Below are 14,248 nucleotides of genomic sequence, written 5' to 3' on the forward strand. Positions count from 1 at the left end.
CCTCCTCAGGCGGCGATCAGGCGTTGCCGCAGCTTGCGTTCGGTGGCCCGGTCCAGTCCGAGCCCCTTGCCCAGATAGCCGTCGAACGAGCCGTACTTGGCCTTGACCTCGTTGAACGCCGCGTCCAGATAGCTCTCCCGCACCCCCAGCACCGGCTCCAGCAGCGCCGGGTCCTTGAGCTTGCCGGCCGCCTGGAGCTGCGCCACCTGACGGTCGTTGGCGGCCTGGAGGTAGTGGTTGGACGCCAGGTAGTCCTGGTCGACGGTGGTCCGCGGCACGCCCGCGGCGGTCAGCAGGACGGCGCTCATCCAGCCGGTGCGGTCCTTGCCCTGGGTGCAGTGGTAGAGCACCGGCGTCCGGCCGTCGGCGATCGCCCGGGCCGCCGCCCCGAACGCCTTGCCGGCCGCCGGGTCGCTCACCAGCCAGGCGTAGTACGCGTCCATCATCTGCACCGCCTTGCCGGCGCCGAGCGCCCGCTGCTGCGCCGCCGGGCCGCCCGCGAGGAGCGTGGCCATGGTGCGGGACAGGTCGGCCTTGGGGTCGTAGACGGGCAGGGCGGTGCGGTGGACCCCGGTCGGCAGCGCGTCCCGGGCGGTCGCCACCTCGGCCGGCGAGCGGAAGTCGAGGTCTTCGGTGACGCCGTCCTCGGTGAGGGTGCGCTGCTCGGCGGGGGTGAGGTGGTTCAGCGCGTCGGCGCGGTAGACGACGCCGTGGCGGACCTCGTGGCCGTCGGCGGTCCGGTAGCCGCCCAGGTCGCGGGCGTTGGGGGCGTCCCGCAGTCCCATCGACCGGGGGACGGGGGCGGTGGCGGCGGCCCGGGCGGCGCTGCGCGACCCGCTGCCCGCGGCGTCTGGGGCGGGGCGCGCGGAGCAGCCGACGGCGCCGGTGGCGAGGACACCGAGACCGGTGGCCGCGACGACGAGCCGGCGCACCGACCGCCGTCCCGGAAGCTTTTTAATGGTGGCCATTAGGCGACGGTAGGGGCGGCTACGGTAAATCCTCCATAAACATCGCCGACGGTCACAGGAAACGCACAGCCGGCAGCACAGGAAGCCCACAGGAAACGGGCCGGGCCCCGGTGCTCAAGGGAGAGCATTTCCCCCTATGTCCCGGCCGCCCGGCCCGCCGCATTCCGCGTCCCGGAATTGCCTACTGGTTCAGCACGGCCTGCATCACCGACTTCGCGATCGGCCCGCCCAGCTTTCCGCCGGCGATCTCCGAACGCGGGATGTCCATGTCCTTCGGGTCGACGAAGACCGCCACCGCCACCGGCGAACTCCCGTCGGGCAGCTTCGCGTAGGAGACGAACCAGGCGTACGGCCGCTCGTCGTTCACATTCGCACCGTGCTGGGCCGTGCCGGTCTTGCCGCCGACCGTCACGCCGTCGATCTTCGCCTTCGAGGCGGTGCCGTCCGAAACGGTGTACTCCATCATTTCCTGCACCTTCTGTGCGGTGTCCTGGGAAACCGCCTGCGGCTCCTTCGGATTCAGCGGCGCCGGGTCGAACTTCTCGATCGTGGAAAGGTCCGGACCGCGCAGCTCCTCGACCAGGTACGGCTTCATCACCTTGCCGTTGTTGGCGATTCCGGCGGCGACCATCGCCATCTGCAACGGCGTGCTGGTCACGCTGCCCTGCCCCATGCCGGTCAGTGCGGTCTGCGGCTGGTCCAGCTTGCTCGGATAACCGCTCACCGCGGAACGCACCGGAATGAACTGCTCGGCGTTGAAGCCGAATTTCTCCGCGGTCTCGCGCATCTTGTCCGTGCCGAGCTTGTGCGCGGCGTCCAGGAAGACGTTGTTGCAGGACCACTGCATGCCGGTCTTCAGCGACGCCTTGTCGCACGGCGCCCCCGCGACGTCGTTGCCGACCTGGGTGCGGGTCTGCGGGAGCGTGTACGGGGCCGGGGCGCCGGAGGAGGCGTTGATGTCGCCGACCGTGCCGTGCTCCAGCGCCGCGGCCGCGGTGAGCACCTTGAAGGTGGACCCCGGCGGGTAGATCTCGCGCAGCGCCCGGTTGTTCATCGGCTTGCCCTTGTCGGCTTCGAGCGCGAGGTACTTCTTGCCCTCCGCGTCCGACAGCCCCGCGAAGGTCGACGGGTCGTACGACGGCGTGCTGGCCATCGCCAGGATCTTGCCGGACCGCGGGTCGAGGGCGACCACCGCGCCGTTGGCGTGCAGGTCGGTCAGCCCCTTGTACGCGGCCTTCTGCGCCTTCTCGCTGATGGTCGTCAGGACGTCGCCGCCGCGCGGCTTCTCGCCGGTCAGCATGCCCCGCGCCCGGTTGAAGAACAGCCGGTCGTCCTTGCCGTTGAGCACCTTGCGGTAGACGCCCTCCAGCATGGTCTCGCCCGCGGCCTGCCGGGCGTAGCCGGTGACCGGGGCGTACATCGCGCCGTCGGTGTAGGTGCGCTTGTACTTGAAGTCGCCGCTGGTCTGGGTCGACCCGGTGATGGGCTTGCCGTTCACGATGATGTTGCCGAGCGGGTACGAGTACGCCTCGATCTTGACCCGCCGGTTGTTGTCGTCGTTGGCGAGCCGGTCGGCCTGTACGAACTGCACCCAGGTCGCCCGGACCAGCAGGGCCAGCACCAACGCCCCGCAGAAGACGGCTATGTGTCTGAGCGGCCTGTTCATGGTCTCCCCTCCGGCCCGGGTGGCGGCCAGCAGGTCACCACGCGGCCGCATGCCCGAATTGCACTGTCGAGAGAGAAAGATGCATTTTCGAGCTCTGCGGTTGCAGGGGGCGATGAGGCTGTTGTGGCCAGTGGGGTGTTCGGTGCGCTTGCCGCTTGCCGCCTGCGGCCCGGTCCGCGGAACGGGGCGGTCCACGGGTGCCGTCACCGCACCAGGAGCACCAGCGTCCCCACCATGATCGCCGTGGCCAGCACGTAGCCCATCCGACGGAGCTTCTGCTGCACTTCGCGCAGCTCCTCGGGCGGTTCGTCGGGCGGATCGGACCACAGCATGACCTCGATCCTCCCGCCCCCCACGACGACGGCGCCTGAGTACGCGTACTCAGGCGCCGTACCGCGAAGGACTAGTCAGTGCAGCCTGCACCGACCGCGTTCGGCCAGGTCATCGCGGCCAGAAGCTGGTCCGCCAGGCCCGCGGTCCCGGATGGGGCAGGTGGGACCGGGCCGGCACCGTCGCCGCCGGATCCGACCACTCGCTGCGCGCCCCGCCCTCCTCGGCGGCGCCACCGGCGGCCACCGCCGCCGCGCGGGCCTGCACCACCGCCAGTGCGGCGGCCAACTCCTCGGGCGTGGGATTGCCCCGTACGACCTTGATCATCGTCAACCGACCTCCTCGGGCGGGGACTACAGCGGGATGTTGCCGTGCTTCTTCGGCGGCAGTGCCTCGCGCTTGTTGCGCAGCGTGCGCAACCCGCGGACGATGTGCCGCCGGGTCTCGGAGGGCATGATCACCGCGTCGACGTAGCCCCGCTCGGCCGCGACGTAAGGATTCAGCAGGGCGTCCTCGTACTCCTGGATCAGCTCCTGGCGCCGGGCGTCCTGCCGGGCCGGGTCCTCGATCGCGGCCAGCGTGCGGCGGTGCAGGATGTTCACCGCGCCCTGCGCGCCCATCACCGCGATCTGCGCGGTCGGCCAGGCGAGGTTCAGGTCCGCGCCCAGGTGCTTGGAGCCCATGACGTCGTACGCGCCGCCGAACGCCTTCCGCGTGATCACCGTGATCAGCGGGACCGTCGCCTCCGCATAGGCGTAGATCAGCTTGGCGCCGCGCCGGATGATCCCGTCGTACTCCTGGTCCGTCCCCGGCAGGAAGCCCGGGACGTCCACGAACGTCAGCACCGGGACGTTGAACGCGTCGCAGGTGCGCACGAACCGCGCGGCCTTCTCGCTCGCGTTGATGTCCAGGCACCCCGCGAACTGCATCGGCTGGTTGGCCACCACGCCGACCGCATGGCCCTCGACCCGCCCGAAACCGGTGAGGATGTTCGGCGCGAACAGCGCCTGGGTCTCCAGGAATTCGCCGTCGTCCAGCACGTGCTCGATCGCCGTGTGCATGTCGTACGGCTGGTTCGCCGAGTCCGGGATCAGCGTGTCCAGCTCGCGGTCCGCCTCGGAGACCGCCAGGTCCGCCTCCTCCGGGAAGGCCGGCGGGTCCGAGAGGTTGTTGGACGGCAGGTACGACAGCAGCCCCTTGACGTACTCGATGGCGTCCTTCTCGTCGCCCGCCATGTGGTGCGCCACGCCCGAGGTGGTGTTGTGCGTACGGGCCCCGCCCAGCTCCTCGAAGCCGACGTCCTCCCCCGTCACCGTCTTGATGACGTCCGGCCCGGTGATGAACATGTGCGAGGTCTGGTCCACCATCACCGTGAAATCCGTGATGGCCGGCGAATACACCGCGCCACCCGCACACGGACCCACGATCAGGGAAATCTGCGGCACCACGCCCGACGCGTGCACATTGCGGCGGAAAATCTCCGCGAACAGTCCGAGGGCGGCCACGCCCTCCTGAATGCGGGCACCGCCGCCGTCATTGATCCCGATGACCGGGCAGCCGTTCTTCAGCGCGAAGTCCATCACCTTGACGATCTTCTCGCCGTAGACCTCGCCGAGCGATCCGCCGAAGATCGTGAAGTCCTGCGAATACACGCACACCGGACGGCCGTCGACCGTGCCGTAGCCGGTGACGACGCCATCGCCGTACGGCCGGTTCTGCTCGATCCCGAAATTCGTCGACCGGTGCCGGGCGAACTCGTCGAGCTCGACGAACGAGCCCTCGTCCAGAAGGAGATCGATGCGCTCACGCGCCGTCAACTTCCCTTTGGCGTGCTGCTTTTCCACCGCACGGGCGGAGCCGGCGTGAGTGGCTTCCTCGACCCGCCGTTGCAGATCCGCCAATTTGCCCGCGGTGGTGTGGATGTTTGCTTCCGGTTCGGACATCGGGATGCGGCTCCTGCTCGTCCTGGACTGGCACTCGTACGGGGGGAGGTACGGGTGTGGCTACCGATTCGTAGCGTATCGGCGGGACTGCTCTGCGGCACTGCGTCGTTGACCACACCTAGGCTGGGACCATGACGCCTCAACCACCGGAAAACCGGGACAAAGACGCCGGTCGCTGGAGTGATCTGAGCCGCCCGCCGCTGAACGCCACCGCACTGGGTCGGGCCCTCGTCCGACCCGACGCGCTCTGGTCCGCGCTGGACGTCGTTCCCGCCACCGGCTCCACCAACACCGACCTCGCCGAGCGTGCGGCCGCCGGCGACCTGCGCGAGGGCACCGTCCTCGTCGCCGAGGAGCAGTCGGCGGCCCGCGGGCGCCTGGACCGCCGCTGGTCGGCGCCGCCCCGCTCCGGCCTCTTCGTCTCCGTCTACCTCACGCCGACCGTGCCGCCCGCCCGCTGGGGCTGGCTGCCGCTCCTCGCCGGCGTGGCCACGGCCACCGCGATCGCCCGCACCGCCGGCGTCGACACCGCACTCAAGTGGCCCAACGACCTGCTGGTCACGGTGGACGGCGCGGAGCGCAAGACGGGCGGCATCCTCGCCGAACGCGCCGGCGACGGCGTCGTCATCGGCATCGGCCTCAACGTCTCCCTCACCGCCGAGGAACTCCCCGTCGCCACCGCCGGCTCCCTCGCCCTCGCCGGCGCCCCCCACACCGACCGGGACCCCCTGCTGCGGGCGGTGCTCCGCTCGCTGGAGCACTGGTACGGCGAGTGGCAGGCGGCCGACGGCGACCCGGGCGCCTGCGACCTCCAGGCCGCGTACGTGGCGGGCTGCGCCACGCTGGGCCGGCACGTACGGGCGGAACTCCCGGGCGGGCGGTCCGTCGAGGGCGAAGCGGTCGCGCTCGACGCCGACGGCCGCCTGGTGCTCGCCACCGCCGACGGCGTCCAACAGCCCGTGGGCGCCGGCGACATCGTCCACCTCCGCCCGTCGACGGGGGACGGCTACGCGTAGCAAGGGGACGGCCCGCCGACGGGGCCCGCCGGTGCGGTGCCGCGCCGTCGGGCCCGGCCCCCGCGGCCCCCGCGCGCCGGACGACGGGCGAGGCCACCCGCACCGCGACCCGGCCCCACCGGCCGGACGCAGGTCCACGACCCCGACGCCGCGACGACGTGAGGCAGAGCACACCTGCCGTATCGTTGGGGCGGTCCGTCGGCAGGGAGCGGATCATGGGCGAGCAGCGAGATCGGAAGGGCCGTGCGCAGGGAACGGACAGGGAGCGGTCGGTGACCGCCGACGAGTCGGGGGCCACCCCGCGCGGCGCGGACGCCGAGGGCGAGGCGGTGGGTGAGGCGTCGGCGGGCGACCCCGCGGGCGACCCCGCACGGAGCGAGGACGGCCCCGAAGCGGCCCCCGTCGGCAACGGCGACGAGAACGGCGAAGACGGCGGGAACGGCGACGACGGCGAGAACGGCGACGACGGCGAGAACGGCGGGAACAACGGCGAGAACAACATCGCCGTCAAGCTCGAACAGCTCATCCTCGGCGCCGAGCGCCGCTACACGCCGTTCCAGGCGGCCCGCAGCGCCGGCGTCTCGATGGACCTCGCCGCCCGCTTCTGGCGGGCCATGGGCTTCGCGGACATCGGCCAGGTCAAGGCCCTCACCGAGGCCGACGTGCTGGCCCTGCGGCGGCTCGCCGGCCTCGTCGAGGCGGGGCTGCTGAGCGAGGCGATGGCGGTGCAGGTCGCCCGGTCCACCGGCCAGACCACGGCCCGCCTCGCCGACTGGCAGATCGACTCCTTCCTGGAGGGGCTGACCGAGCCCCAGGACTCCGGCCTGACCCGTACCGAGATCACCTACCCGCTGGTCGAGCTGCTGCTCCCGGAGCTGGAGGAGTTCCTGGTCTACGTGTGGCGGCGGCAGCTGGCCGCGGCCACCGGGCGGGTGGTCCAGGCGCAGGACGACGCGGAGATGGTGGACCGGCGGCTGTCCGTCGGCTTCGCCGACCTGGTCGGGTTCACCCGACTGACGCGGCGGCTGGAGGAGGAGGAACTGGGCGAGCTGGTCGAGGCGTTCGAGACCACCGCCGCCGATCTGGTCGCCGCGCACGGGGGCCGGCTCATCAAGACCCTGGGCGACGAAGTGCTCTTCGCGGCGGACGACGCGGGCGTCGCCGCCGAGATCGGGCTGCGCCTCATCGAGACCATGGGCCACGACGAGACGATGCCCGAGCTGCGGGTGGGCATCGCGTTCGGCACGGTCACGACCAGGATGGGCGACGTCTTCGGCACGACCGTCAATCTGGCGAGCCGGCTGACCTCGATAGCGCCGAAGGACACCGTGCTGGTGGACGAGGCGTTCGCGGTGGAGCTGGGGCGCACCGGCGACGCCCCGGTCTCCGAGGCGGACGCCGCGGCCGCGGAGAAGGCGGCCCAGGAGGGCACCGGCAGCCCGCCGCCCCCGTACCGCTTCGCCTTGCAGCCGATGTGGCAGCGGCCGGTCCGCGGGCTCGGCGTCGTCGAGCCGTGGATGCTGACCCGGCGCGGGTGACCGAAGCGCCCTAAGGGCGGCGGCCCTGCCGGAACCGGCCGTGAGCTGACATGATCCTCGTCGTCAGGTCAACGAGCGTTAACCGGTGATCGGGAGGGCGGCATGCAGCGGTTCGGTGCACAGGAATGGGTGGGCGTGGCGCGCCACGGCTTCGTGGCGGAGTTGGTCCTGGACCGGCCGAAGGCGATGAACGCCGTGTCGACGGCGATGGCCGACGCACTGACGGAGGCGTGCGCCGCGCTCGCCGCCGACCGGTCGGTGCGGGCCGTGGTGCTCACCTCCACCCATGAGCGGGCGTTCTGCGTGGGCGCCGACCTCAAGGAGCGCAACTCCTTCACGGACGCGGACCTGATGCGGCAACGCCCGCGCACCCGGGCCGCGTACACCGGGGTGTTGGAGCTGCCGGTGCCGACCGTGGCCGCGGTGCACGGGTTCGCGCTCGGCGGTGGCTACGAGTTGGCGCTGGCCTGCGATCTGATCGTCGCGGACGGGACCGCGGTGGTCGGCCTGCCGGAGGTGTCGGTGGGCGTCATCCCCGGCGGGGGCGGGACGCAGCTGCTGCCGCGCCGGGTGGGGGCGGCGCGCGCCGCCGAGTTGGTGTTCACCGCGCGTCGGGTGCCGGCGGCGGAGGCGGGCGAGCTGGGCCTGGTGGACCGGGTCGTGGCGGACGGGCAGGACCGGGCGGAGGCGCTGGCGCTGGCCGCCGCGATCGCCCGCAATTCGCCGGTCGGACTGCGCGCGGCCAAGCGCGCCCTGCGGCTCGGGCAGGGACTGGACCTGCGGGCCGGACTGGACCTGGAGGACGGTGCGTGGCGGAGCGTGGCGTTCTCCGGGGACCGGGCCGAGGGCGTCGCGGCCTTCAACGAGAAGCGGGACCCCGACTGGCCGGGGGAGTGACCGCCTGGTCCGCCCCTTCCGAGGGTCGTTGACCAGCGGAAGGGGCGGTTCGGGTCAATCATTCCTACGCTGTAATACAGAGCGTGCGCACGGCTACGGAATGTGAGGATCCGGTGACGGGCGAGGGTGACGCGAGGCTGCGGGCCGTGGTGGAGCTGGCGCAGGCGATGGCCGCCGCGCCGGCACTGCGCGACTCCGCCCGGGCCGCGGCCCAGCGGGCACGGCAGGCGCTGGGCGGCTCCTTCGCGGCGATCTGCAAGTGGGAGCGCGAGCGGGGACGGCTGCGGGTGCTGGTCAACGTCGGCGAACTCGCCCCGGGGGAGCGGGAGTTCCCGGAGGACGAGACGTATCCGGTGCACGCGTTCGCGGAGATCGTCGGATTCCTGCACGAGCAGTGGGCCGGCGGCGGGGAGCCGAGCGCCTGGGTGGAGGTGGCCGCGGGGGAGCCGGGCGGCGGCGACGCCGACGACGGTTCGCTGGTGCCGCCCGGCAGTCCGGGGCGGATGGCCGCGCTGCGCCGGCGGGGCCGGGGCTGCTGCGTGGTGGCGCCGCTGGTGCTGCACGGTCGGGCCTGGGGCGAGTTGTACGTGGCGCGGCGGCCGGGGGAGCCGGTGTTCGGGCGGGCGGACGCCGATTTCGCGACCGTGCTGGCCGCGGTCACGGCCGCGGGGATCGCCCAGACCGAGCGGCTGGCGGAGGCCCGCCGGCTGGCGTTCACCGATGCGTTGACCGGTCTGGCCAACCGCCGGGCGGTGGACATGCGGCTGGACGAGGCGTTGGAGCAGCACCGCGCCGACGGGGTGGTGGTCAGCCTGGTGGTGTGCGATCTGAACGGGCTGAAGCAGGTGAACGACTCGCGGGGGCACGCGGTCGGCGACCGGTTGCTGGAGCGCTTCGGCTCGGTGCTGTCGCTGTGCGGCGCGATGGTGCCGGGGACCCTCGCGGCGCGGCTGGGCGGGGACGAGTTCTGCCTGTTGGCGGTCGGCCCGGACTCCGACGAGGTGGTCAAGGTGGCCGGCGAGCTGTGCGGCCGGGCCGCGGAGTTGGAGCTCGGCGAGGGGGTGGCCGTGGGGGTCGCCTCGACCGGCGATCCGATCGGCGCGGTGCCGAGCGCCCGGCGGCTGTTCCGGCTGGCGGACGCGGCCCAGTACCGCGCCAAGGCGGCCAGGTCCGGCGGTCCCGTGGTGGCCGGGCGGCACGGCGGCGCGGACGATCCGGTCGTGCGGCTGGCGGACGCGCCCGAGCCGTCGCCGGGGCCGGAGCGGCGGAGGTTCCGCAGGTGAGCGGGGAGGCGGGGCGCGGGGTGCGGGCGACCCGGGCGAGAGGCGGCGGTGGTGTCGGGCGATGATCGGTAAGGGGTGATCCCGAAATCCGGTGGTGACATCCGGCGATTCAGTCTCTAGGGTGCCTGAATATGGATATGCACACTGTGGTGCTGGGGACGTCCGGCACCACCGCACAGGACGTCATCGCGGTGGCCCGCGGCGCGGCCCGGATCGAGCTGTCCGAGGAGGCCCGCTCCGCCGTCGCCACCTCCCGCGCCTTCATCGACGAGCTCGCCGCCAAGCCGGACCCGGTCTACGGCGTCTCCACCGGCTTCGGCGCCCTCGCCGTACGCCACATCAGCCCCGAGCTGCGCGCCCAGCTCCAGCGCAACATCGTGCGCTCGCACGCGGCCGGCATGGGGCCGGCCGTCGAGCGCGAGGTGGTCCGCGCCCTGATGTTCCTGCGGCTGAAGACCCTCGCCTCGGGGCACACCGGCGTCCGCCCGGTGGTCGTCGAGACCATGGCCGCGCTCCTGAACGCCGGCATCACCCCGGTCGTCCACGAGTACGGCTCGCTCGGCTGCTCCGGCGACCTGGCCCCGCTCTCGCACTGCGCGCTGACGCTGATGGGCGAGGGCGAGGCGGCGGGCCCGGACGGCGTCGTCCGACCGTCCGGCGAGCTGCTGGCCGCGCACGGCATCGAGCCCGTCGAACTGCGCGAGAAGGAGGGGCTGGCGCTCCTCAACGGCACCGACGGCATGCTCGGCATGCTGGTGATGGCCTGCGCCGACCTGGCCCGGCTGTTCACCTCGGCGGATGTCACCGCCGCGCTCTCCATGGAGGCGCTGCTCGGCACCGACAAGGTCCTCGCGCCCGAGCTGCACGCCATCCGGCCGCACCCGGGCCAGGCCGCCTCGGCCGCCAACATGCTGGCGTTCCTGGACGGTTCCGACCTCACCGGCCACCACCAGGACGACGCCCCGCGCGTGCAGGACGCCTACTCCATCCGCTGCGCCCCGCAGGTCGCCGGCGCCGGCCGGGACACCCTCGCGCACGCCCGCCTGGTCGCCGACCGGGAGCTGGCCGCCGCCGTCGACAACCCCGTCGTGCTGTCCGACGGCCGGGTGGAGTCCAACGGCAACTTCCACGGCGCACCGGTCGCCTACGTCCTGGACTTCCTGGCCATCGCCGCGGCCGACCTGGCCTCGATCGCCGAGCGCCGCACCGACCGCCTCCTGGACAAGAACCGCTCGCACGGGCTGCCCGCCTTCCTCGCCGGGGACCCGGGCGTCGACTCGGGCCTGATGATCGCCCAGTACACCCAGGCCGCGCTGGTCAGCGAGTTGAAGCGGCTGGCCGCCCCGGCGTCGGTGGACTCCATCCCGTCCTCCGCCATGCAGGAGGACCACGTCTCGATGGGGTGGTCGGCGGCGCGCAAGCTGCGCACCGCGGTGGACAACCTCACCCGGGTCATCGCCGTCGAGCTCTACGCCGCGACCCGCGCCGTCGAGCTGCGCGAGGGGCTGACGCCCGCCCCGGCGACCCGCGCGGTGCTGGACGCCCTGCGCGCCGCGGGCGTCCAGGGCCCGGGCGAGGACCGTTTCCTGGCGCCGGACCTGGAGGCGGCGTACGCCTTCGTCCGGGACGGCGAGCTGGTGACGGCGGCGGAGTCGGTCACCGGCGAACTGGCCTGACGCGACGTCAATCCGCGCCGGCGGCCCGCACCGGGGCTGCCGGCGCCCGTCCGCGCCCGCCCCGGTCCGGCCGGTGACGGAACGCCCCCGGGCTCAGGCGGATTCGTCGCGGGTGCGGTGCACGGAGTAGCCGACCAGGGCGGCGCCGAGCGCCAGGCAGGCCGCACCGCCGACCGCGTACGGCGCGGTGTTCGGGCTGCCGGTGTCGGCGAGGTAGCGGGCCGGGCCGGCACTCTCGGCCGGCGCGCCGCCCGGCCGGGTCGTGGTGGAACCACTGCCGGACTGCCGCTCGCCGGCGCTCTCCTTCACGGACCGCTCGCCGGTGTGACGCTCGGTGCCCGCCGCGTCCGCAACCTTCGCGCGCCCCGGAACTGCCGGTGCGGAATCCGTCCGAAGGTCGGAATGCGGGGCTCCGCCGTCCCCCACGATCGCATTCGCGGACGGCACGAACCACAGGGCGAACAGCAGCGATCCCGCGGCTGCAGCGGTCAGCAGCGGTCGTCGTGCGGTCACGAAAGCAATCCCCCTTGTGGGTTCGGCGAATTGGCCGTTGATCGCAGATGTTAGTGACCGCCGCGGGTCGTGCGGTAGTCGGGACCCGCTGGTGCTTACCCTCCGTTCATGAGCAATGGCGAGACATCACGCTTTGTACGGCTTCACGTCGAACTGGTCATGGAGGTCACCGACGCCGCCGAGCTGACCGGCGCCGCCGTCGGCCGGATCAACGCCGATCCCGCGCTCCCCGACGACGAGCGCAGGCAGTCCCTGGAGACGGTCAGAGACGATCCAGCGGAGGCGCTGGCCCACCTCATCGACCCCTTCGACCTGGTCAACGAGGTCCCCGGCACCGAACTCGCCCAGGCGTCCTGGAGCAGCGAGGAGATGACCGACTACGACCCGGACGCCGAGTGGGACGCCGCCGAGTGGGACCTCGCGGACGACACGGACGAGGAGGGCTGACCGCGGATCCGCCGCCCCACCCCGCCGCCGCGCCCCCGCCGGCCACCCACCGCGACCCCCGTGCGACGCCTCGTCGCACGGGGGTCGACGTGTCGCACGGGGGGCGCGTCCACCGCTCGATCGCGGCGCCGGCGGGGCCGCGGGGGCCGGCGCCGCGCCGACCGGTGGACCGCACCGCGCGTCGCGCCCCGCGCGCCGTCCGTCACCCCTCCTCACGCGCGCCGCACGGCCGGCGGCACTGCGCAGTCATATGCGTGATCTGCGCCATTATTTGGGCGATGGGCGTTTTAGTGCCATTGCGTGTCCTTCCCCACAATTTTGCCAGGAATGAAGCGGATGAAAGGGATAAGGCGTTCCAATGGAGTCGGCCGGAATGCCTGCGTCCAGATATGCCTGCGTTCATTCGGCGGCTCGCTCGGGGATTTTTCGCGACATCGGTAGCAATGGAGAAGCGTGTGATGACGGACCGCAAGCGCCGCAAGGGCCTCATAGCCAGTGCCGCGCTGCTCGGGGGAGTGCTCACGGTCGCTGCGTGTGGTGCCAGCAACGCCACCGGTCACGGCGGCGGTGCGAACGCGGGGCGGCAGGACGGCTCCGGGCACACCCAACACGAGAGCACCCAGCAGGTGGACGAGGCGGCAGCGCAGGACGCCTCGCAGGCGAAGATCACCATCACGCCGAGGGACGGCTCGACGGACGCCGGCCTCAACGGCGTCAAGGTGACCGCCAGCGGCGGCAAGCTCACCGACGTCACCCTGACCACGGTCGTCGCGCACCAAGGCCAGCAGTCCCAGCAGAAGACCGTCGCGGGCACCCTCTCCGCCGACGGCACCTCCTGGAAGCCTCGGCAGGCGCTGTCCCGCGCGACCACCTACAAGATCACCGCGCACGGGGTGGACGCCCAGGGCCGCACCGCCGTGGAGAACTCCACCTTCACCACGGTCTCCCCGACCAACAGCTTCCTCGGGAACTTCACTCCCGAGGACGGCTCGACGGTCGGCGTCGGCATGCCGGTGTCGATCAACTTCGACAAGCCGGTCAAGAACCGCCAGGCCGTCCAGTCCGCGATCTCGGTCGCGTCCAGCAGCAACCAGCAGGTCGTCGGCCACTGGTTCGGCAACAAGCGGCTGGACTTCCGGCCCAAGGACTACTGGAAGCCGAACTCCCAGGTCACCCTGAAGCTCGCCCTGGACGGCGTCGAGGCGTCGCCGGGCGTGAAGGGCATACAGAACAAGACCGTCCACTTCACCGTCGGCCACTCCCAGGTCAGCACCGTCGACACCAAGACCCACCTGATGACCGTGGTGCGCGACGGCCGGACGATCAAGACCATCCCGATCTCCTCGGGCAGCGACGACCACCCGACCTACAACGGCCAGATGGTCATCTCCGAGAAGTTCAAGCAGACCCGCATGGACGGCTCGACCGTCGGCTTCACCAACAACGACGGCAAGGGCGAGTACGACATCCCCGACGTCCCGCACGCCATGCGGCTGTCGAACTCCGGCACCTTCATCCACGGCAACTACTGGGGCAAGGGCATCTTCGGCAAGGCCAACACCAGCCACGGCTGCATCGGCCTGCCGGACGTCAAGGGCGCGGGCGACCCGTCCACCGACGGCGCGTGGTTCTTCAACCAGTCGCAGATCGGCGACGTCGTCAAGGTGGTCAACTCCCCGGACCAGACCATCAAGCCGGACAACGGCCTCAACGGCTGGAACATGTCCTGGTCCCAGTGGGTCGCCGGCAGCGCGAGCTGACCCGACGCCACGCCCCACGGCGGTGACCGACATCCGGCGCCCGGGAACCCGCATCCTCCGCGGGGTCCCGGGCGCCGTGCGTCGGTCCGCCGCGGCGCGCGACGGGGACGGATCTGTGCGCGACGGGGACGGATCTGCATACGAAGGGGACGGATCTGCGCACGACGGGGACGGACAGGCGGCCCGCCTCGGTGGCCCGCCCGGTCCGCGC

Annotated in this window: 13 protein-coding genes; 7 read left to right on the forward strand and 6 right to left on the reverse strand. The window is 72.2% G+C overall.

The window, feature by feature from the left end; all coding sequences use genetic code 11:
* Positions 1-5 precede the first annotated feature (5 nt).
* From ABD385_RS18265 to ABD385_RS18285, 5 genes are all read right to left on the reverse strand, one after another.
* On the reverse strand, positions 6-968 hold the full coding sequence (locus tag ABD385_RS18265; RefSeq protein ID WP_344577034.1) for a tyrosine-protein phosphatase: 963 nt from the start codon (positions 966-968) through the stop codon (positions 6-8).
* Between the two features lie 181 nt (positions 969-1,149).
* Positions 1,150-2,634, reverse strand: a complete 1,485-nt coding sequence (locus ABD385_RS18270) for a peptidoglycan D,D-transpeptidase FtsI family protein (RefSeq protein WP_344577121.1) — start codon at positions 2,632-2,634, stop codon at positions 1,150-1,152.
* Between the two features lie 203 nt (positions 2,635-2,837).
* Complete coding sequence (mmpB, locus tag ABD385_RS18275; RefSeq protein ID WP_344577035.1) at positions 2,838-2,966, reverse strand: morphogenic membrane protein MmpB; 129 nt, start codon at positions 2,964-2,966, stop codon at positions 2,838-2,840.
* Positions 2,967-3,075: 109 nt separating this feature from the next.
* On the reverse strand, positions 3,076-3,291 hold the full coding sequence (locus ABD385_RS18280; protein ID WP_344577122.1) for an acyl-CoA carboxylase epsilon subunit: 216 nt from the start codon (positions 3,289-3,291) through the stop codon (positions 3,076-3,078).
* 26 nt (positions 3,292-3,317) lie between these two features.
* Entirely contained in the window at positions 3,318-4,907 is a 1,590-nt protein-coding gene (locus tag ABD385_RS18285; RefSeq protein ID WP_344577036.1) for an acyl-CoA carboxylase subunit beta, read from the reverse strand.
* Positions 4,908-5,038: 131 nt separating this feature from the next.
* Here ABD385_RS18285 and ABD385_RS18290 point away from each other — a divergent pair, with 131 nt between their 5' ends.
* The 5 genes from ABD385_RS18290 to hutH all read left to right on the forward strand — a co-directional run bounded on the left by ABD385_RS18290 (position 5,039) and on the right by hutH (position 11,317).
* Positions 5,039-5,923, forward strand: a complete 885-nt coding sequence (locus ABD385_RS18290) for a biotin--[acetyl-CoA-carboxylase] ligase (protein ID WP_344577037.1) — start codon at positions 5,039-5,041, stop codon at positions 5,921-5,923.
* Between the two features lie 272 nt (positions 5,924-6,195).
* Positions 6,196-7,461, forward strand: coding sequence for an adenylate/guanylate cyclase domain-containing protein (locus tag ABD385_RS18295; protein WP_344577038.1), 1,266 nt, complete (start codon positions 6,196-6,198; stop codon positions 7,459-7,461).
* 102 nt (positions 7,462-7,563) lie between these two features.
* A complete protein-coding gene (locus tag ABD385_RS18300) occupies positions 7,564-8,358 on the forward strand; it encodes an enoyl-CoA hydratase/isomerase family protein (protein WP_344577039.1) in 795 nt (264 codons plus the stop codon).
* Between the two features lie 167 nt (positions 8,359-8,525).
* Entirely contained in the window at positions 8,526-9,641 is a 1,116-nt protein-coding gene (locus ABD385_RS18305; RefSeq protein ID WP_425585429.1) for a GGDEF domain-containing protein, read from the forward strand.
* Between the two features lie 131 nt (positions 9,642-9,772).
* Positions 9,773-11,317 carry a histidine ammonia-lyase gene (hutH, locus tag ABD385_RS18310; RefSeq protein WP_344577042.1) on the forward strand — a complete coding sequence of 515 codons (1,545 nt, stop codon included), beginning with the start codon at positions 9,773-9,775 and terminating at the stop codon, positions 11,315-11,317.
* Between the two features lie 93 nt (positions 11,318-11,410).
* On the opposite strand, the gene ABD385_RS18315 is transcribed toward hutH, so the two are convergent.
* Positions 11,411-11,830, reverse strand: coding sequence for a hypothetical protein (locus ABD385_RS18315; RefSeq protein ID WP_344577044.1), 420 nt, complete (start codon positions 11,828-11,830; stop codon positions 11,411-11,413).
* A 108-nt stretch (positions 11,831-11,938) separates the two neighbouring features.
* Here ABD385_RS18315 and ABD385_RS18320 point away from each other — a divergent pair, with 108 nt between their 5' ends.
* The gene (locus ABD385_RS18320; RefSeq protein WP_344577045.1) at positions 11,939-12,277 is read left to right on the forward strand and encodes a hypothetical protein; all 339 of its coding nucleotides are present in this window, start codon (positions 11,939-11,941) and stop codon (positions 12,275-12,277) included.
* Between the two features lie 458 nt (positions 12,278-12,735).
* Positions 12,736-14,037: a L,D-transpeptidase gene (locus tag ABD385_RS18325; protein WP_344577047.1), complete on the forward strand. Its 1,302-nt coding sequence runs from the start codon at positions 12,736-12,738 to the stop codon at positions 14,035-14,037.
* Positions 14,038-14,248: the final 211 nt, after the last annotated feature.

This window comes from Streptomyces lunalinharesii (assembly GCF_039532155.1).
Classification (GTDB): Bacteria; Actinomycetota; Actinomycetes; order Streptomycetales; family Streptomycetaceae; genus Streptomyces; species Streptomyces lunalinharesii.

Coding starts and splice junctions, on each gene's coding strand:
- ABD385_RS18265 (WP_344577034.1), bottom strand. CDS start 968: ATGGCCACCATTAAAAAGCTTCCGGGACGGCGGTCGGTGCGCCGGCTC.
- ABD385_RS18270 (WP_344577121.1), bottom strand. CDS start 2,634: ATGAACAGGCCGCTCAGACACATAGCCGTCTTCTGCGGGGCGTTGGTG.
- mmpB (WP_344577035.1), bottom strand. CDS start 2,966: ATGCTGTGGTCCGATCCGCCCGACGAACCGCCCGAGGAGCTGCGCGAA.
- ABD385_RS18280 (WP_344577122.1), bottom strand. CDS start 3,291: ATGATCAAGGTCGTACGGGGCAATCCCACGCCCGAGGAGTTGGCCGCC.
- ABD385_RS18285 (WP_344577036.1), bottom strand. CDS start 4,907: ATGTCCGAACCGGAAGCAAACATCCACACCACCGCGGGCAAATTGGCG.
- ABD385_RS18290 (WP_344577037.1), top strand. CDS start 5,039: ATGACGCCTCAACCACCGGAAAACCGGGACAAAGACGCCGGTCGCTGG.
- ABD385_RS18300 (WP_344577039.1), top strand. CDS start 7,564: ATGCAGCGGTTCGGTGCACAGGAATGGGTGGGCGTGGCGCGCCACGGC.
- ABD385_RS18305 (WP_425585429.1), top strand. CDS start 8,526: ATGGCCGCCGCGCCGGCACTGCGCGACTCCGCCCGGGCCGCGGCCCAG.
- hutH (WP_344577042.1), top strand. CDS start 9,773: ATGGATATGCACACTGTGGTGCTGGGGACGTCCGGCACCACCGCACAG.
- ABD385_RS18320 (WP_344577045.1), top strand. CDS start 11,939: ATGAGCAATGGCGAGACATCACGCTTTGTACGGCTTCACGTCGAACTG.
- ABD385_RS18325 (WP_344577047.1), top strand. CDS start 12,736: ATGACGGACCGCAAGCGCCGCAAGGGCCTCATAGCCAGTGCCGCGCTG.